The sequence below is a fragment of the Sphingobium sp. CR28 genome, assembly GCF_052327305.1.
In the GTDB taxonomy this organism is placed as follows: domain Bacteria; phylum Pseudomonadota; class Alphaproteobacteria; order Sphingomonadales; family Sphingomonadaceae; genus Sphingobium.
The window spans coordinates 1,762,618-1,780,358 of sequence record NZ_CP182486.1 but is presented as its reverse complement, the minus strand read 5'-3'; the positions used below and the strand labels follow the sequence as shown (position 1 = coordinate 1,780,358).

The 17,741-nt window shown below is 63.6% G+C and carries 15 protein-coding genes; 7 read left to right on the top strand and 8 right to left on the bottom strand.

Going from position 1 to position 17,741, the window contains the following annotated elements; all coding sequences use genetic code 11:
- Positions 1 to 52 precede the first annotated feature (52 nt).
- The gene (gene queF, locus ACNAOH_RS08555; protein WP_443969776.1) at positions 53 to 499 is read left to right on the top strand and encodes a preQ(1) synthase; all 447 of its coding nucleotides are present in this window, start codon (positions 53 to 55) and stop codon (positions 497 to 499) included.
- 3 nt (positions 500 to 502) lie between these two features.
- On the opposite strand, the gene ACNAOH_RS08550 is transcribed toward queF, so the two are convergent.
- From ACNAOH_RS08550 to hflK, 6 genes are all read right to left on the bottom strand, one after another.
- Positions 503 to 1,573, bottom strand: coding sequence for a phytase (locus ACNAOH_RS08550; protein ID WP_443969775.1), 1,071 nt, complete (start codon positions 1,571 to 1,573; stop codon positions 503 to 505).
- Positions 1,573 to 4,359 (bottom strand): TonB-dependent receptor, encoded by a 2,787-nt coding sequence (locus tag ACNAOH_RS08545; protein ID WP_443969774.1) that lies wholly within the window; start codon positions 4,357 to 4,359, stop codon positions 1,573 to 1,575. Before ACNAOH_RS08545 ends, ACNAOH_RS08550 begins: the two co-directional genes overlap by 1 nt.
- Before the next feature lie 126 nt (positions 4,360 to 4,485).
- The gene (locus ACNAOH_RS08540) at positions 4,486 to 6,084 is read right to left on the bottom strand and encodes a helicase HerA-like domain-containing protein (RefSeq protein WP_443969773.1); all 1,599 of its coding nucleotides are present in this window, start codon (positions 6,082 to 6,084) and stop codon (positions 4,486 to 4,488) included.
- 114 nt (positions 6,085 to 6,198) lie between these two features.
- A complete protein-coding gene (locus ACNAOH_RS08535; protein ID WP_443969772.1) occupies positions 6,199 to 7,710 on the bottom strand; it encodes a Do family serine endopeptidase in 1,512 nt (503 codons plus the stop codon).
- Between the two features lie 163 nt (positions 7,711 to 7,873).
- Positions 7,874 to 8,722: a protease modulator HflC gene (gene hflC / locus ACNAOH_RS08530; RefSeq protein ID WP_443969771.1), complete on the bottom strand. Its 849-nt coding sequence runs from the start codon at positions 8,720 to 8,722 to the stop codon at positions 7,874 to 7,876.
- Between the two features lies 1 nt (position 8,723).
- The gene (hflK, locus tag ACNAOH_RS08525) at positions 8,724 to 9,815 is read right to left on the bottom strand and encodes an FtsH protease activity modulator HflK (protein ID WP_443969770.1); all 1,092 of its coding nucleotides are present in this window, start codon (positions 9,813 to 9,815) and stop codon (positions 8,724 to 8,726) included.
- 126 nt (positions 9,816 to 9,941) lie between these two features.
- Between hflK and ACNAOH_RS08520 the strand changes: the two genes are divergently transcribed.
- Genes ACNAOH_RS08520 through ACNAOH_RS08500 form a run of 5 tightly spaced genes read left to right on the top strand, consistent with a single transcriptional unit; the run spans position 9,942 to position 15,195 of the window.
- Positions 9,942 to 10,940 carry an Mrp/NBP35 family ATP-binding protein gene (locus ACNAOH_RS08520; protein WP_443969769.1) on the top strand — a complete coding sequence of 333 codons (999 nt, stop codon included), beginning with the start codon at positions 9,942 to 9,944 and terminating at the stop codon, positions 10,938 to 10,940.
- Positions 10,937 to 13,180, top strand: a complete 2,244-nt coding sequence (locus ACNAOH_RS08515) for a molybdopterin cofactor-binding domain-containing protein (RefSeq protein ID WP_443969768.1) — start codon at positions 10,937 to 10,939, stop codon at positions 13,178 to 13,180. Before ACNAOH_RS08520 ends, ACNAOH_RS08515 begins: the two co-directional genes overlap by 4 nt.
- Complete coding sequence (gene hemH, locus ACNAOH_RS08510) at positions 13,177 to 14,193, top strand: ferrochelatase (protein ID WP_443969767.1); 1,017 nt, start codon at positions 13,177 to 13,179, stop codon at positions 14,191 to 14,193. Before ACNAOH_RS08515 ends, hemH begins: the two co-directional genes overlap by 4 nt.
- A 13-nt stretch (positions 14,194 to 14,206) precedes the next feature.
- On the top strand, positions 14,207 to 14,929 hold the full coding sequence (phbB, locus tag ACNAOH_RS08505) for an acetoacetyl-CoA reductase (protein ID WP_443969766.1): 723 nt from the start codon (positions 14,207 to 14,209) through the stop codon (positions 14,927 to 14,929).
- A complete protein-coding gene (locus ACNAOH_RS08500; RefSeq protein WP_443969765.1) occupies positions 14,929 to 15,195 on the top strand; it encodes a ribbon-helix-helix domain-containing protein in 267 nt (88 codons plus the stop codon). Before phbB ends, ACNAOH_RS08500 begins: the two co-directional genes overlap by 1 nt.
- A 14-nt stretch (positions 15,196 to 15,209) precedes the next feature.
- Here ACNAOH_RS08500 and dapE read toward each other — a convergent pair whose 3' ends face one another.
- Positions 15,210 to 16,349: a succinyl-diaminopimelate desuccinylase gene (gene dapE / locus ACNAOH_RS08495; protein ID WP_443969764.1), complete on the bottom strand. Its 1,140-nt coding sequence runs from the start codon at positions 16,347 to 16,349 to the stop codon at positions 15,210 to 15,212.
- Between the two features lie 45 nt (positions 16,350 to 16,394).
- Between dapE and ACNAOH_RS08490 the strand changes: the two genes are divergently transcribed.
- Positions 16,395 to 16,853, top strand: coding sequence for a cupin domain-containing protein (locus tag ACNAOH_RS08490; protein ID WP_443969763.1), 459 nt, complete (start codon positions 16,395 to 16,397; stop codon positions 16,851 to 16,853).
- A gap of 50 nt (positions 16,854 to 16,903) precedes the next feature.
- Here the strand turns inward: ACNAOH_RS08490 and ACNAOH_RS08485 are convergent, their stop codons facing one another.
- Positions 16,904 to 17,569, bottom strand: coding sequence for a glutathione S-transferase family protein (locus tag ACNAOH_RS08485; RefSeq protein ID WP_443972084.1), 666 nt, complete (start codon positions 17,567 to 17,569; stop codon positions 16,904 to 16,906).
- Positions 17,570 to 17,741 lie beyond the last annotated feature (172 nt).

The window sequence follows — 17,741 nt, the reverse complement described above, 5'->3', positions numbered from 1 at the left end:
TGCCGCTTGTCGAGACGTTGCGCAATGGCTGCTCACGGCCTAACTGCAGCCTATGAACATTACCCATCTCGGCCAGACCAGTGCGCTTCCGGCAAGCCCGGAAGAAGCAGTGCTGGACTATGTCCCCAACCCACGGCCCGGCAGACCCTATCTGGTGCGCTTTACCGCGCCGGAATTCACGTCTCTCTGCCCTGTTACGGGCCAGCCCGATTTCGCGCATCTGGTCATCGATTATGCGCCGGGCGAGACCATCGTCGAATCGAAGTCCCTCAAGCTCTTCCTCGGGTCGTTCCGCAATCATGCGGCCTTCCACGAAGATTGCACAGTCGGGATAGGGGAGCGGTTGTTCACGGAGATGGCGCCGCTCTGGCTGCGCATCGGCGGCTATTGGTATCCGCGCGGGGGCATCCCCATCGATGTGTTCTGGCAGTCCGGGGAGCCGCCAGCAGGTCTGTGGCTCCCCGATCAGGGTGTGGCGCCGTATCGGGGGCGCGGCTGAGGCCTATTTTGCTAGGTTCAGTGCCTTCGCGATATCGTCCCACGCGACCAGCTTGAAGTTCTGCGCCTTTGAGCTGTTGTGGCCATCCTGTGCAATGAACAATCCGCCGGGATAGGCAGGACCGAAGTCGCCCACCATCAACTCGATGCCGTCGGTTTCTTGCGCGCCCCCGATGGCCGGGCCATCGACGATGCGGAAGCGGCCCACATAGGCGTCGTCGGTCAGGTTGTAGAGCGTGTAGGCATTGTCGCCCTGGCTTGAGACGATGACATAGCCGCCGCTCTCGCCAATTGGGGCAAGGGCGACGCCCTCGGCATCATCGACCAGTTGCTTGAGATCGACCGAGCCGACGCGCACTGGTTCCACCGACCCACTCGCACGTGCGTCGAAGCGCCACAGGCCGACATCTTCCTCCGCCACATAAAGCCGGTGGGTACGATCGTCGACCGCACAGCCCTCCGACTGAGTGCCGAGCTTCATGGTGCGGACGATGCGGCCAGTGGGCGTCGCGCCGCTGGCATCGAGCAGCACCTGATTGATCGTGCCGTCCTTGAGCACGATGAAGGCCGACACGCCGGTTTCGTCGCGGCCAAGGCAAATGCCATAGGCTTCGCCCGTCCCTGCCGCGACGGTGCCAAGTGCGGCCAGCTTAGCGGTCGCCGGGTCGAGCCGGAACAGCGCGAGCTTCGCGTTCGCTACATCGTTGCGGTCGCTGGCGACTACGAGAATGCCGCTCGCGCCGTTGATCGGCACCTCGGCCTTCAGGTCGACATTGTTGACTCGGCCGGCGTCGATAAAGTCACGCTTCCGCCCGTCGAGGCCGTAAACATAAAGTCCGGCCTTCTTGTCCGTGCCGACGATGAGGCTCGCTGCGGGATCGGCCGAGTTGCGCCAGATCGCCGGATCGTCCGCCGCGTCGGCATTGTTCGTGCCGACCGGCTCGGTCTCCCCGCGCGCCTGCACGGTGACCGCAGGCAGGGAATTGGCGATACGGACGGCGACCGGGATTTCCCTTTCTCCCGCCGCGCAGGCGGCGAGGGAAAAAAGAGCGAGAGAGGCGCAGATCGTCCGCATCAGAAGCTGGCCGACACGCCGAATTTCACCGTCCAGCTGTAGTCTTCATACTGCAGCAGCCGACGGTGAGCCTGGAAGTTCTGATAGGCGAAATAGGGCGCGTTGGTCACGTTGACCCATTCCGCGAATATCCGCACACCTTCGGCCACGCGGTATTTGGCCGAGAGATCGAGCTGGAAAAGATCAGCGACGAACCGGTCCTCCGCCGCGTTGCCGCCCAGCTCGTCGAGATATTTGTCGCGATAGCTGCCGGCCGCGCGCAGCGAGATTGGACCCTTCTCGTAGCCCAGCACGATGTTGAAGGTGTTCTTGGAGGCAGACGGCAGCGCTATGCGACGGGGGTCGGCAATGTCGCCGTCGGTCAGCACCGTGCCCTTGGCATCGGTATAGGTGTAGTTGACCTGGGTGAGCAGCCCGTCGAGCGGAGCGGGCAGGAAGTCGAACCGCTGCGTGTAGCTGAATTCGATGCCCTTGATGCGCGCGCTGTCGCCGTTGATCGCGCTGGTCAGCGAGTCGAGCGTGATGCCGTTATAGTCGATATCGAAGGCCGTCTGGTCGACGATATAGTCCTTGATGTCCTTCCAGAAGAAGCCCAGCGAAACCGCCGATCCCTTGCCGAAATAGTATTCGGCCGATGCGTCGGCATTCCATGCCTTGTAGGGCTTGAGGAAGGGGTTGCCGACCTCACCTTCGTCATCGGCGATGATGACATTAGGCGCCAGCTTGGAGAGCTTGGGGCGCACAAGGCTGCGATATCCTGCCGCGCGCAGCACGAGATTGCGGAGCGGCTCGTAACGCAGGGTCAGGCTGGGCAGCCAGTTGGTGTAGCTCCGCTCGAAGGCGAGGGGCGTGACGGTCTCCTCGTCTAGCAACACTTCGTTGCCCCGGATGTGATTCTTCGTGTGTTCGACACGAACACCGCCGATGACGCGCCAGGTGGTGCTGTCCCACCGGCCCAGCAGATAGCCGGCGAAGACGTCCTCCTTGACGCCATAGTCGGAGATGTTCGATTCCTCGAACGTGTCGCCGTCGTCGATGGCGAAGCTGCCGAGATTGTCATTGAAGAATTTGCGGAACGCCGTTTTGCCCGGCACAGGATCGATGATCGCGAGGTCATAGTCCTGCGCGCCGACCAGGCCAGCCTGCGCCAGCGTGAGATCATCCTCGCCATCCCACTCGAAGATGTCGCGATTGGCGTTATAGGATTTCTTGCGCCAGCGCGCCTTGCCGCCGGCCTGCACGGTGAAGTCGCCGCTGCCCATGCCGAAGGTGCGGGCAAGGTCTCCCTTCACGCTCCATTCCTCATCCTTGGAGTCGGAGAGCGTGGTGCGCTCCACCTTGTCCATCTCATATTCGCCCGGATCGAGGAACGCCTCTTCGCCCGAGACGATGCTGTAGGGTACGCGCTTGGAACGGGAATAGTCGAAGCTGACGCCGAAATCGTCGCCATTCTCGAACACCCGCTCGAAGACGGCGGGGTCGATCGAGCCGTTTTCCCGCTCGGAGGATTTGGCCCAGCTCGCCGAGTAAGTCGCCTTCCACGGCCCGTTCTCGGTCTTGCCGCCCAGAACGAGTGAGCGGATGCGTTGGCGCTCGGACCGGTCCTTGAGATCGCGCTGGACGGTGATTTCCTGATCCTCATCCTCTGAGGAGAAGGTCGCGCCATTGGCGTCGACGCTGCTCGGCGCCTCTTCCATCTCGAAGATTAGCCGGCGGCGATATTCCAGATCGTCGAACTGGCTGTAGAGGCCGCGCGCATAGAGGCTGGTCGTGTCATCCAGGCGGAAATCGAACGAGAGCGATGCGCTGATCCGCTCGCGCGTCACGTCATAGTCGCGGAACTCGACGGTGTCGGCATAGGCCAGGCCATCATTCTCGTCCCAGCCGTCGACTTCCTGATTGTTGGTCGCGAAGATGCGCTTGTAATAGGAGAGGCCGCCGGCAACGCCGAAATTGTCGCTGAGCCTGGTCGAGAAATCGACGCTGCCCTTGGGGGTCAGCTTCTCGGTGAGGTCGTTGTAGCTGCCTTCCGCCTTGAGGGAGAGCAGATCCTTCTTGCGGTCGAAGGCGCTGGTCGTGTTGATCTCGATCGAGGCGCCAATGGTGTCGGCGTCCATATCCGGCGTCAGCGACTTCTTGACCTCGATCGATTCGATGAGATCGCTCGAAATGACGTCGAGCGCGACGGAGCGCACGTCGCTCTCCGGCGCGGGCAGGCGGACGCCGTTCACTGAGGCGGCATTGAGCTCGGGGTCAAGGCCGCGCACCGAGACGAAGCGGCCCTCGCCCTGATCGTTGAGGATATTGAGGCCGGGAAGGCGGCGCAGGGATTCCGCGACGTTCTGATCGGGGAACTGGCCGACCGCATCGCGCGTCAGCACGCTTTCCACGCCGTCGGCCGCGCGCTGGCGGGAAAGGGAGGAGGAGAGATTGGCGGCCTGGCCGACGACGAGGATGTTTTCGCCGCCAAAGCCCGCCAGCGCGAAATTATGCGTCGCGCGACCGGTCTGGGCTACGTCGACCGTGGTGGTCGAAGACAGGGCCCCGACATAGCGCGCCTCGACCGTATAGGTGCCGGCCGGCACGTCGGCAAAGACATAGCTGCCGTCACGGCCCGCTTCGGCGACGCGGTTCAGCTCAACGATGCGAAGCTGCGCGCTCTGCAGTGCGCGCGTGCCGCTTTCGTCGAGCACGACGCCCTGGATCGTTCCTGCAAAGGCCGCTGCGGGCATGAACAAGGCAAGGGCGATCGCGGCGCGACTGGCGCCGAACGGGTTGAATTTCATGGAGACTCCCCTTTGTGGTCGGGCGTCCCCCTGACAGTATCCGATTACGGATTCATGGCTTCATGATGACGGGCAGATTACGGAACAATGATGATCTGAGGACAGAGCAGCGCACCTTCCTCCGCCTCATTTGAACAGGCCACCCAATATCCCGCGCAGTAGGGATTTGCCGACGCTGTTTGCCACTTGCCGGCCCATCGAGGAGGCCGCCGATCGCGCAGCGGACTGCACGGCTTTCTCGAAGGCGCTGGGTTTGGCGGCTTCGCGGGCGGCAGCCGCCTCCCGGCGCGCTTGCTCTTTCAGCTCCTGCTCGCGCTGCTTCGCCTCGACCTTGGCCTGCGCGGCGGCGGCTTTGTCAGCCTCTGCCTGCGCCTTGGCAGCCTGTGCGGCGGCTGCGGCGGCTTCGCCGCGCGCCTTGAGAATCTCCTCGGCAGACTCGCGATTGACCTCGGTGTCGTACTTTCCGGCAACCGGAGAAATGGACTGGATGATCGCACGTTCCTTTGCCTCGACAGGGCCAAGCCTTGAGCGCGGCGGCGCGATCAATGTGCGCTGAACCACGCTGGGCGAGCCGTCCTCCTGCAGCAGCGAAACCAGCGCCTCACCAACCTTGAGTTCCGTAATCGCGGCCTCGACGTTCAGCGCCGGATTGACCCGGAACGTCTCCGCAGCGGCCTTGATTGCCTTCTGGTCGCGCGGGGTGAAGGCGCGCAGGGCGTGCTGCACCCGATTGCCAAGCTGGCCGGCGATTGCCTCAGGTATATCGATGGGGTTCTGCGTGACGAAATAGACGCCCACACCCTTGGAACGAATGAGGCGCACCACCTGCTCGATCTTGTCGGTCAGCGCCTTGGGTGCGTCGTCAAAGAGCAGATGCGCCTCGTCGAAGAAAAAGACGAGGACCGGCTTGTCGGGATCGCCCACTTCCGGAAGCGTCTCGAACAGTTCGCTGAGCAGCCATAGCAGGAAGGTGGCGTAGAGCTTGGGGCTCTGCATCAACTTGTCGGCAGCGAGGATGTTGATGAAGCCGCGGCCCTTCTCGTCGACAGCGATGAAATCATGGATGTCGAGCGCCGGCTCCCCGAAGAAGCGACCGCCGCCCTGGCTGTCGAGCTGGAGAAGCTGACGCTGGATGGCGCCGACGCTCGCCTTGGTCACATTGCCATATTTGGCGGAGAGCGCGTCGGCGTTGTCCGCACAATAGGCCAGCATCGACTGGAGGTCGGGTAGGTTGAGGAGCAGCAGCCCCTCCTCGTCGGCATAGCGGAAAGCGATGGAGAGTACGCCTTCCTGCGTCTCGTTGAGATCCATCAGGCGAGCGAGCAGCAGCGGCCCCATTTCCGATACGGTGGTGCGCACCGGAAAGCCCTGCTCGCCATAGAGATCCCAGAAGACGGCCGGATTGTCGGCATAGACATAATCGCTCATGCCGATTTCGGCGGCGCGAGCGGTCAGCTTGTCGGCATTCTTCGCGGTGGGCGATCCGGCCATGGCGATGCCGGAAAGATCGCCCTTCACATCCGCGAGAAAGACGGGAACGCCCCGCGCGGAAAAGCTCTCGGCGATGCCCTGGAGAGTGACGGTCTTGCCGGTGCCTGTCGCGCCCGCGATAAGTCCATGCCGGTTGGCGCGGCGCAGGTTGAGAATCTGTGGCTGGCCGGCGTCGATCCCGCCGCTGCCGGGTTCCACGCTTTTGCCGATGAAGATGCCGCTTTCTCCGCTCATGCGCCTGCTCCCTCGCTTACCAACTCTGATTAGGCATGTCGCCGACTCATGAAAAGAGGCGGAGCGCCATTCCGGCGCCCCGCCTCCCGATCTTATTTGGCCTGTTGTGCGCTCTTACTGGTCGCGCAGCCGCACCGCGATAAACGCAGCAGGATTGCCGCGTCGCAGAACCTGGAGGAGGACTGCATTGCGGCCGGATGCCTTCGCTGCCTTGGCCGCGTTGGCCAGTTCCGCTTCCGTCAACGTCGCCTGACCGTTGGCAGTGAGGACCACGTCGCCGCGGCGCAGACCCTTCTGCCCCGCATCCGAAGACGGATCGACCGCACTGATGACCACGCCCTTGGTGGATGTCGGGATACCCAGCTGGCCCGCGATGGTTGCAGTAAGCGGTTGCACGGCGATGCCGATGAGATCCTGCGTTGCCGCCTTTGTGCTCTGCTGGTCCTGATCGGAGAAGTCGTCCTGCGGCTGGCGCGCGAAATTGGCGAGCTGGTCCTCAGGCGGACGCTGGCCGACAGTCGCCGTAACCGTCATGCGCTTGCCGTTGCGGATCAGTTCGATCGGTACTTTCGAGCCGATCGGCAGGTTGGAGACGATGTAGGAAAGCGTCTCGTCCGGCGTGACGTTGCGGTTGTTGACCTTGGCGATCACGTCACCGGCCTTGATGCCGGCCTGATCGGCGCCCTTGCCGGGCTCCACGCCCTGAACGAACTCGCCATTATTCTTGGGGAGGCCAAGGCTGTCTGCCATGTCATCGGAAAGCTGGCTGATCTGCACGCCAAGATAGCCGCGCTTCACGGCTTCGCCCTTGCGCAGCGTCTCGATGATCGGGACGGCCTGCTCCGAAGGGATGGCAAAGCCAATGCCGATATTGCCGCCGGTCGGCGACAGAATCTGGCTGTTGATGCCGATGACGTTGCCGTTCATGTCGAACATCGGGCCACCCGAATTGCCCTGATTGATCGACGCATCCGTCTGGATGAAGCGATCGGCGCTGCCGCCGGTGTTGCGATGCAGGGCCGAAATAATGCCTGCCGTCACCGTGCTGCCGATGCCGAAGGGGTTGCCGATCGCGACGATCCAGTCGCCCACGCGCGCCTTGGTCGAATCGCCGAACTTGACGAAGGGCAGGGGCTTTTTCGGCGTGATCTTGAGAACCGCGAGATCGGACGCGGCGTCCTTGCCGACGACCGTCGCTGCATATTCGGTGCGGTCGGGCAGAATGACGGTGATCGAATCGACCGTCGCACCCTGTGCGCCAGGCGCTACCACGTGATTATTGGTGATGACGTAACCATCGGCGGAGATGATGAAGCCGGAACCCAGCGACTGCGCCTGCCGGGTTTGCGGCCGACCACCGCTGCCACCATTGCCGAAGCCGAAGAGATCGCCAAAGGGCGTGCCGGCGAACGGGTTTTGCACCTGAACGCGCTGATTCGTGGAAATGTTGACCACGGCCGGCTGGAGGCGCTCGACCATATCCGCAAAACTGCCGGGAGCGCCACGCGGCGCGGCGGCAGTGCCCTCGTTCTGCGCGGTCTGGGCGACGACGTTCGGGCTGGAGGTTACGGCGAGGGTCGTGCCGCCCACCAGAAGCGCCGCAGTGATTGCATAAGCATAACGCACGTCTAAATCTTCCTCTCGTTCCAGGCGAAAGCGTGGCGACCTTGGCGGACAAAAGGACGACCATGACGCCCTCCGTCTACCCATAACCCCGCTCGCATGTAGCGTACCGGATTAACCGGCATTGAATAAGCGTGACGGACCCAAAAGGGTCCGCCTCGCCTCATCATTTGCCGCGGAACTGTCGCAGGAAATCGTTGTCCGGCGAGAGCACCACGTTGGTCTTGCCCTGCGCGTCCGGACTGAAGGTGGAGCGATAGGACTGCATGGCGCGGTAGAAATCGTAGAATGCGGGATCCTTGCCGAAGCTGTCCGCATAAATGCGGGCGGCAGTGGCGTCAGCTTCCGCGCGGATGATCTGGGCGCGCTTGGCGCCCTCGGCCTGAATTGTCAGAGCTTCCTGCTTGCGTGCGGTCCGCATCCGCTGGAAGGCGCTCTCGAGCGGCGTGCCGTCCGGCAGATCGGCGCGCTTGATCCGCACGTCGATCACTTCAGCGCCATATTGGCGAGCGACCCGGTTAAGCCGCGCGCGGACATTGTCCATCATTACGCCGCGTTCGGGGCTAAGCAGAAGCGCAAAGCGGCGTTTACCCAGTTCCGCACGCAGGGTCGAGCCGAGGATGGGGCGTAATGCGTCGGACACGCGTTCTTCCGTGCCGGCTGCGATGAACATGCGGAGCGGATCGACGATCCGGTAGCGCGCGTAAGCGTCCACCTGCAGTCGCAACTGATCCGTCGAGAGAACCTGCTGGCGCTCCATGTCCACAGCCTGGACGCGCTTGTCGATCCAGGTGATCTGATCCATGAACGGAATGCGGAGGTTAACGCCCGCACCCGTGCGACCGAACACTTCGCCCGGTTTGTAGGCGTTGACGATATAGACCGGTTCGCCGAACCGCGTGATTACTGCCTGACGCGTCTCCGGCACAATAGAGACGGTGCTACCGATGAGGATGAGCGCTACCGTCGCGAGAATGGCGAGGGCGATGGGATTTTTCACACTGATCGGTCCCATGTCAGTTGCCCTCCTGGGACTCAGCGGGTCGCGCCCGCGATCCTTGCAGTGCCGGAAGCGGCAGATAGGGCGTTACGTTCCCGGTCTCCAGGATCGTCTTGTCGACGCCGGAGAGTATCTTTTCCATGGTCTCATAATACATGCGGCGGCGCGTCACCTCCGGCGCAAGCCGATACTCCTCATAGACCTTGGAGAAGGCGGCAGCCTCGCCCTGCGAGGTTGCGGAAAGAGTCTGCGCATAAGTCCGCGCTTCGTTGAGGTAGGATTCGGCGGTCTGCTGTGCGGCCGTCACTTCCTTGAAAGCGTCGTTCACGGCGGCTGGCGGATCGGCCTGCTTGATGGCGATGCCCTGCACGCGAACGCCCGCGCCATAGCTGTCGAGCACTTCCTGCATCCGCTCCTGGACTTGCGCTTCTATCACGGTGCGACCAGCACCGAGCGCATCCTGAAGGGAGGCAGTGGCGATCACCGCACGCATGGATGATTCCGCGACCTCGCTGATCGTTTGCTCCGGTTCAGCGATCTGGAAGCTGTAGGCGACGGGATTCTTTATGTTCCACCGCACCGAATAGCCCAGATTGATGATATTCTGGTCTCCAGTCACCATCAGATTTTCGCTCTCGCCCGTCGTCGATCCAAGATCGACCGAGCGGATTTCCTCAACATCGACGATGCTTACGGCCTCGAAAGGCGCGGGGAGGGTCACGTTGAAGCCCGATGAAAGCGTGCGGCTATAGCTGCCGAGGAACGTGACGATGCCGCGCTCCTGAGGGCCGACAAGATGTCCACTTGTCGTCGCGAGCCAAATCGCAACAACGCCAATGGCGAGATAAGGCCAGATTCTGCGGCCTTCCGGACCTTGCGGCATTCCACCGCCAAAACTGTCGCGCGCCTTGCGCACCAGCTCGTCGATCGCGCTCGGGCCGCGCCCGCCCGGAATGCCGGACTCGCGCGCGCCACTGGGCTTCGACCAGGGGTTGGACTGCTCGTCGCCCCCACCGGTTGGCTTGTTGCCATCATTGGCGTTACCCCAAGGTCCGCCTTCGCTCATGGCCAATACGGCCTTGTCCCTGCTCCCGGAAATCTCGTTCATCTGGTCTGTATAAGCACGCTCGCCGCGGAAAAACAGAGCCAGGGCGCGGAAAATCCCTCTTATCCTTTCCAGCTATGCGGCTCTGGCGCTTTCGCTTAGACAAAACTCGCTCTAGAGACCCGGGGCATGACCAGGTCCCCAGATGCGCTCGATCCGGCCAGCGCCGACCGTTTGGCTGCCGCGACCGGCGGTCGCATGACGTCAGCCCGAGTCCGGGACGGGGTTCTCAGTCTGGTGCTGGACGTCTCCGGGCTGAACGCTGCCGCGCGCGAGCAGCTTGAAGCGGAGGCAGGCGCGGTTGGCCGGTCGCTGCCCGGTGTTCAGGATGTGCGAATTGCGCTTACCGCCGAGAAAGAACTCCCCCCGCGCATCATTGCGGTCGGCTCGGGCAAGGGTGGGGTAGGCAAGTCGACGCTCGCCGCAAATCTTGCCGTGGCGCTGGCGCGAGCAGGGCGCCGCGTCGGGCTGGTGGACGCCGATATTTATGGGCCTTCACTTCCCAGGCTGCTGTCCAGCGAGGGCGTAAAGCCCGAAGTCGAAGGCAAAAAGCTGGTGCCTATACCGAATGCATTCGGCGTGCCGATGCTGTCCATGGGTCACCTCGTGCCGGCGGGGCAGGCGATCGCATGGCGTGGGCCAATGGCGGGCAACGCGCTGTCGCAGCTCATCGACGCGGCGTGGCACGACACGGAGGTGCTGATCGTGGATCTGCCGCCGGGCACAGGTGACATTCAACTCACCATGATTCAGCGCTACAAGCCTGCAGGCGCGGTGATCGTCTCCACCCCGCAGGATTTGGCGCTCATCGATGCGGCGCGGGCCGTCAGTCTGTTCGATCAGGCGAAAGTGCCGATCATCGGCATGGTGGAGAACATGGCCGGCTATGTCTGTCCGCATTGCGGCGAAGTGTCCGATCCTTTCGGCAGCGGAGGAGCGGAAGCGGGCGCGGTCGAGCTGGGTATGCCGTTTCTGGGGCGCGTGCCACTCGACATCGCAGTGCGAACCGCATCCGACGCCGGGTCGCCGCCTGCCGCTGCGGAGGGCGTTCACGGGACGGCCTTCCGAGCAATTGCGCAGCATGTGAGCCAGTGGCTCGATAAGTCCATCGGGGCCGCGACGCGGTGAAATCTCCTTCCATCAGCCGACGCGGTTTGCTGGTGGGTGCCGCCGCCGGAGGAGGTCTTCTGGTGGCCTGGGGAGTATGGCCGCGACGCTATGATGCGCGTCTTTCGGTGGCTCCGGGCGAAACAGCGATCGGTGCGTTTCTCAAGATCGACCGGGCCGGTCAGATCCTCGTCATGGTGCCGCAGGCGGAGCTGGGTCAGGGCGTCTTCACTCTGCTTGCGCAAATTCTTGCCGACGAGCTGGGCGCGGATTGGCGGACCATCGCGGTGCAACCCGCGCCGCCCTCTCCGCTTTACGCCAACACGCTGCTGGCGAGCGAATGGATGGCAAGCGATCTTTCGCGCGCGACCGGGAGTCTGGGCGACTATGCGCTGGCTGAGCTTGCGCGCCGAAGGACGATGATGCTAACCGGCGGAGCGACGTCCGTGCCGATGTTCCGCGAGGCTTATCGGGAGGCAGGCGCAGTCGCTCGTGCGCTCCTCTGTCAGGCGGCGGCGGCGCGTTGGGATGTGGCGTGGGAAATCTGCGACATTCGCGACGGACTGGTGACGGACGGCAAGCGCACGCTGAAGACCGGCGAACTGGCCGAGGAAGCTGCCCGTTTGCCCGTGCCTCAGCTGCTGCCCTATCGCTCTCCCGACCGCGAGGATTCGCTCATCGGTGCGGAACTGCCCCGGCTCGACGTACCCGCTAAGATTGACGGGTCGGCAAATTACGCGGCGGATATCCGCTTGCCCGACATGCTCTTCGCTTCGATCCGTCAGGGACCGATCGGCGCACGTCGGCTGATTTCCATGAACGAAGCGGCCGCTCGCAAGGTGCCCGGCATCGTCGGTATCGTGAAGCAGGACGGCTGGGTTGCGGTCACCGCGCGCAACTGGTGGGCGGCCAACCAGGCGCTTGGGCGACTGGACCCGGTGTTCGACGTCGCCACGCCGCTTCTCGATGACAGCTTGATCGACAAGGCGCTCGACACGGCCTTTGATAGCGATGACGGGCGCCGCTTCGTGGCGACGGGCGATCTTGCAAGCGTGTTCGATGGGGCACGCATCGCAACCGCCACGTACAGCGTGGCGCCCGCGCTCCACCTCGCGCTGGAGCCGATGGCCGCGACCGCGCGAGTGCGGGACGGGGATGTTGAGGTCTGGATGCCCACGCAGGCGCCGGTTTTCGCGCGCCGCGCCGTTGCCCAGGCACTTGGGCTTCCGGAAAGCGCGGTCACTATTTACCCGCTCTTCGCTGGCGGGTCGTTCGACCGAAAGATGGAACATGAAGCCGGCGTGCAAGCTGCCCTCATTGCCCGTGAGGCGAAAGTGCCGGTGCAACTGATGTGGTCTCGTTCTGAAGACATCGTGCAGGATCGACCCCGCCCGCCGGCCAGAGCCCGGATGGCGGCGCATATCGGCCAGGGTGGACTTGTCGACGGCTTCTCCGCCAAGGTTGCTATGCCGGCTGCGCTGGCCGAAACTTGGGCGCGCGTGGCGCACGGCGAGAGGCCGATGGCGGCGCGGGCGAAGGCCTTGCACGCGGACAGCGCTGCCGCCTCCGGTCTTATCCCGCCCTATGCCATCCCGCATCTCGCGGTGGATCATTATCCCGTGGATGTGCCGCTGCCGACCGGGCGTTGGCGCGGCAATGCCGATACGATCAACTGCTTCTTCGTCGAATCCTTCATCGATGAACTGGCCCAGATTGCCGGCGTCGAACCGCTGTCCTTCCGGATGCAGATGCTCGGTAACAATCCTCATCTCGCCCGATGCCTCACCAATGTGGCGGCGCTGGGCGGCTGGCAGGGCGGCGCAAGGGGGAGCGGGCAGGGGATTGCCTGCCACATGATGCAGGGCGGTGCCATCGCCGTGCTTGTGCAGGCGGGTTTCTCCGGGGGACGCATAAAGATCGAGCGGGCGGTCGCCGTGGCGGATATCGGTGCGCCGATAAATCCCGTGATTGCACGCCAGCAGATCGAAGGCGGACTGATCTTTGGATTGGCCTCTGCCATGGGCGGCGCAAGCGAATATCGGGGCGGGCTTCCCCGTGCGATGCGTCTTGGCCAGATGGGCCTGCCGCGCATGGCAGAGATTGGGGAGGTCATAGTGGAGCTTGCTCGCAGTTCCGAACCAGCAATTGGCATGAGCGAAATCGGCGTGCCCGCCGCCGCGCCTGCGCTTGCCAGCGCGCTTGCGACGCTTACAGGCCGGCGCTGGCGCAACCTGCCGCTTAACGGAGCTGCCTCAGCATGAACGGGCCTGCCCTTCCCGTCGACCATCCCACCATTGCGCCGCGCAACATTGGCGTGCTGCTCGTCAATCTAGGAACGCCAGACGCGCCGACCCCGGACGCAGTGCGACGCTATCTCGCGGAATTCCTGTCCGATCGGCGCGTCGTCGAAATTCCGCCGGTGATCTGGCAGCCGATCTTGCGGGGTATCATCCTTCGCACCCGGCCTAGGAAGTCTGCGCATGCTTACAGCCAGGTCTGGACGAACGAGGGTTCTCCGCTTGCGGTGCACACGCGCCACATCTCTGAGCGCTTGGCAGAGCGCTGGGGAAGCGCGGCACTCGTCGACTGGGCGATGCGCTATGGTGCGCCTGCGGTCGGAACGAAGCTGCGGGCTCTCAAGGATGCGGGGTGCGACCGGATCCTCATCGTGCCGCTCTATCCGCAATATTGCGCAGCGACGACCGCATCGGTCATGGACGCGGTGAGCGCCGCGTTGGCTGACATGCGCTGGCAGCCCGCTATTCGCGTCATGCCGCCCTGGCATGATGATCCGGCTTATATTCGCGTACTTGCCGCGCGAATCCAGGCGGATCTGGCGGCACTGCCCTTCGCGCCGGAGCGTCTTGTCGCCAGCTTCCACGGTATGCCCGAGCGAACGCTGCGCCTTGGCGACCCCTATCACTGCCAGTGCCTCAAGACGGCGCGGCTGCTTGCCGAGGTGCTCGGGCGGGAGGTCGTGCCCACGTTCCAGTCCCGCTTCGGCCGCGCGAAATGGCTGGAGCCGGCGACGGACGTCACTCTCACGGAGCTTGCCGGGCAGGGTGTGCGGTCCGTGGCGGTGGTGACGCCGGGTTTTGCCGCCGATTGTCTTGAGACGCTGGAGGAGATCGGCCTGCGGGGACGGGACAGCTTCCTGCAGGCAGGCGGAGAGCAATTCGCCTTTTTGCGTTGTCTCAACGCCGAGCCTGACGCTATCGATCTTTATGGCGGCATGATCGGGCGCGAACTGGCCGGATGGGCCGAACTGAACTGACGGGAGAGGACTGATGAGCAGAGTGGCAATCGTGACCGGCGGAACGCGCGGTATCGGGGAAGCGATCAGCCTCGCGCTCAAGGATGCCGGTTTCACCGTCGCCGCGAATTATGCCGGCAATGACGAAAAGGCCAAGGCCTTTACGCAGCGCACCGGCATCAAGGCTTACAAGTGGGACGTTGGCGACCATCAGGCTTGCCTGGATGGCTGCGCTGCCGTTGCGGCCGACCTGGGCCCCATCGATGTGGTGGTCAACAATGCCGGCATCACGCGGGACGGCGTGCTCGCCAAGATGAGCTTCGACGACTGGAACGAGGTGATGCGCATCAACCTTGGCGGTTGCTTTAACATGGCGAAAGCGACCTTCCCCGGCATGCGCGAGCGCGGCTGGGGCCGCATTGTCAACATCGGCTCGATCAACGGACAGGCCGGGCAATATGGTCAGGTGAACTATGCAGCTGCCAAGTCCGGCATCCATGGCTTTACCAAGGCGCTCGCGCAGGAAGGCGCGCGCTCCGGCATCACCGTCAACGCCATCGCGCCGGGCTATATCGACACGGATATGGTCGCGGCAGTCCCAGCTCCGGTGCTGGAGAAGATCGTCGCCAAGATTCCGGTCGGCCGGCTTGGCCAGGCGCAGGAAATTGCCCGTGGCGTGGTGTTCCTGGTGAGTGAGGATGCCGGCTTCGTCACAGGCTCGACCCTGTCGATGAACGGCGGCCAGCACATGTATTGATGAGCGGTATTCCCCGCGATACCGACCCGCTCACGGGTCCCGTCAAGCGCAGCATGACGATCGCGGGGCATCCGACCTCGATCAGCCTCGAGCGCGTTTTCTGGTTTGGGCTGGAGCAGGCGGCGAAGGCGGAGGATTTACCGCTTAGCGCGCTCGTCGCCCAAATAGACGCGGCGCGAATCGCCCAGCAAGCGCCGCCCAATCTCGCCAGTGCGATCAGGGCCTGGCTCTATGCGCGGGCGCTATCGGAATCACGGGCAAGCTGAGTTGAAGCAGGGGTTCAGGCGGCGTCGATGATGCGCTGGTAGATGCGCGTCAGGCTTTCGAGATCCTGCACGGACACGGCCTCGTCGAGTTTGTGCATCGTCGCATTGATGAGGCCGAATTCGACGACGGGGCAAAGCGCGGAGAGAAAGCGCGCATCCGAGGTGCCGCCACTGGTTGAAAGTTCCGGAGTCAGGCCAGTCTCCGCTTCGATCGCGGAACTGACCAGCGCCGAGAGATCGCCCGGGGGCGTCAAGAACGCCTCGCCGCTGATTTTCGCCTCCAGCGTGCCACCCTCCGCTTCGACGATCGCACGGATACGATCGGCCAGCGCCGCCCCCCGGTGCAGATCATTGAAGCGAATTGAAAGGCGCGCCGTCGCCCGCGCAGGAATCACGTTGGTCGCCGGATTGCCCACCATCACATCGGTGAACTCGATGTTGCTTGGTTGGAACCAGTCCGTTCCCTCGTCCAGCTCAATCGCCTCGATCGCGGCCATGATGCGGACGAGCGGCGTGATTGGGTTGCGCGCGAGATGCGGGTAGGCGACATGACCCTGCACACCTTCGACGCTGATCCACATGTTGACCGAGCCTCGCCGGCCGATCTTGATCGTATCGCCCAGCCGGTTGACGCTGGTCGGTTCGCCGACGAGGCAGATGTCAGGCTGGACGCCCTTCTCGGCCATATGGGCCATCAGCGCCTTGGTGCCGAAGGTCGCGCTGCCTTCCTCGTCGCCGGTAATGAGCAGGCTGAGCGTGCCGTCGGTCGGCGCCGCGCGGGCGACCGCTGCGACGAAGGCCGCGATCGCACCCTTCATGTCCACCGCGCCACGTCCATAAAGCAAATCGCCCTTGCGCACCGGGGCGAAGGGGTCGCTAGTCCAGCCGTCGCCCGGCGGCACGACGTCGAGATGACCGGCAAAGGCGAGATGACGACCGGGACCGGCGCGCCGAACCGCGAGCAGATTCTCCACCGGCCCGTCAGGCAACTCTCCGTCCATAAAGCGCTCGACCGTAAAGCCGAGGGGAACGAGCATCTCCGTCAGGCATTCGAACACCGGCCCGGTCGCCGGCGTGATCGAAGGGCAGGCCAGCAGACGCTCAGTGAGCGCGACGGGATCCGCAAGAGGCGTGTGAAGACTGGTATCCTGCATCCGGTGGCGTTAGCCGTTCCCTCCAGTCAAGGAAAGGAGGACGCCATGCCCAAAATCGATCTTGGTGCCATCGAACCGGTGAACAAGACGGGATATCCCCCGCCGTTCGATGAGCCTGTGGCGGGGCGTTGGCAGCGGCGTTTGGGCGCGATCAACGGAATGACCCATCTCGGTGCCAATCATGTCACGCTCAAGCCCGGTGCCTGGTCATCCCAGCGACACTGGCATGAGGGCGAAGACGAGTTTCTGGTCATGCTGAGCGGGGAGGCCGTGCTCATCGAGGACGAGGGCGAGACCGTCCTGCATCCGGGGGACTGCGTGGCTTGGCCCGCAGGCGTGCGCAACGGGCATCATCTGGTGAACCGCAGCACGGTGGATTGCGCCTTCATCTGCTTCAGCGCCGGTGACAGGCAGGAAGGCGGCGCCTACTCGGATATCGACATGGTTTTTACGCGCGATGGCTATTTCCACCGCGACGGTACGCCTTATCCCATTCGCAAGTAGGACTGAAATCCGCGCTATCTTGCGGCGCTCTATGGCGCGAACTCCGATAGTCAGGCCGTCGCGGGCAGCTCGAACTTCTCGATCACCCAATCCTCGGCTTGGGCGCTGCCGATCCAGTCTTGCATGAAGGGGTGCGAAATCACCGCCTGCATATAGGGCACCGCGAAGCGCGCGACGGGAATGGAATAGGTCACGAATCGCGTGACCACCGGCGCATACATGATGTCGGCCGCGCCGAATTCGCCGAAGAGGAATTCGCCGGCCCGCCCATAGCGGGCGCGTGCCTGCGCCCATAATTCCATGATGCGGGCGACGTCTGCCATGACTGCATCGCTCTTGGGGCTGGGCGGATAAATGGCGCGGATGTTCATCCCGCACTCCCGGCGCAGTGCGGCGAAGGAAGAGTGCATTTCCGCCGCCATCGAGCGGGCCATGGCACGGGCCGCGGAATCCTGCGGCCAGAACTTGTCGCCGCCTGACTTTTCGTTGAGATATTCGACGATCGCGAGGCTATCCCACACCACCGTCTCGTCGTCCCACAGGATCGGGACTTTGCCGGATGACGGCGCAAACTCATCACCCTCACGGCGCCGATCCCACTCTTCGTCGTAAAGCGGAACAACGGCTTCCTCGAACGGCAGGCCGGACTGTTTGGCCGCGAGCCAGCCCCGCAGCGACCAGCTGGAATAGGTCTTGTTGCCGATGAACAGCTTCATCACGTGCCGGTTTCTCCGCCTTGGTATGAGCCCGACCTACGGGTGAAGGATGTGAGACGCAAGGCGGTCGCGTCGTACTGCAACTGTAATGAATCCGACCCCGTTCTCACGCATTATTGCAACGCAGCATGAATAGAGGCGCCCCCATCCAGAAACTCAGGGGGATCGCAAA

Bases quoted from the DNA above. Each gene is read 5' to 3' on its own strand.
- queF (WP_443969776.1), top strand. From the start codon at position 53: ATGAACATTACCCATCTCGGCCAGACCAGTGCGCTTCCGGCAAGCCCG.
- ACNAOH_RS08550 (WP_443969775.1), bottom strand. From the start codon at position 1,573: ATGCGGACGATCTGCGCCTCTCTCGCTCTTTTTTCCCTCGCCGCCTGC.
- ACNAOH_RS08545 (WP_443969774.1), bottom strand. From the start codon at position 4,359: ATGAAATTCAACCCGTTCGGCGCCAGTCGCGCCGCGATCGCCCTTGCC.
- ACNAOH_RS08540 (WP_443969773.1), bottom strand. From the start codon at position 6,084: ATGAGCGGAGAAAGCGGCATCTTCATCGGCAAAAGCGTGGAACCCGGC.
- hflC (WP_443969771.1), bottom strand. From the start codon at position 8,722: ATGGGACCGATCAGTGTGAAAAATCCCATCGCCCTCGCCATTCTCGCG.
- hflK (WP_443969770.1), bottom strand. From the start codon at position 9,815: ATGAACGAGATTTCCGGGAGCAGGGACAAGGCCGTATTGGCCATGAGC.
- ACNAOH_RS08520 (WP_443969769.1), top strand. From the start codon at position 9,942: ATGACCAGGTCCCCAGATGCGCTCGATCCGGCCAGCGCCGACCGTTTG.
- hemH (WP_443969767.1), top strand. From the start codon at position 13,177: ATGAACGGGCCTGCCCTTCCCGTCGACCATCCCACCATTGCGCCGCGC.
- phbB (WP_443969766.1), top strand. From the start codon at position 14,207: ATGAGCAGAGTGGCAATCGTGACCGGCGGAACGCGCGGTATCGGGGAA.
- ACNAOH_RS08500 (WP_443969765.1), top strand. From the start codon at position 14,929: ATGAGCGGTATTCCCCGCGATACCGACCCGCTCACGGGTCCCGTCAAG.
- dapE (WP_443969764.1), bottom strand. From the start codon at position 16,349: ATGCAGGATACCAGTCTTCACACGCCTCTTGCGGATCCCGTCGCGCTC.
- ACNAOH_RS08490 (WP_443969763.1), top strand. From the start codon at position 16,395: ATGCCCAAAATCGATCTTGGTGCCATCGAACCGGTGAACAAGACGGGA.
- ACNAOH_RS08485 (WP_443972084.1), bottom strand. From the start codon at position 17,569: ATGAAGCTGTTCATCGGCAACAAGACCTATTCCAGCTGGTCGCTGCGG.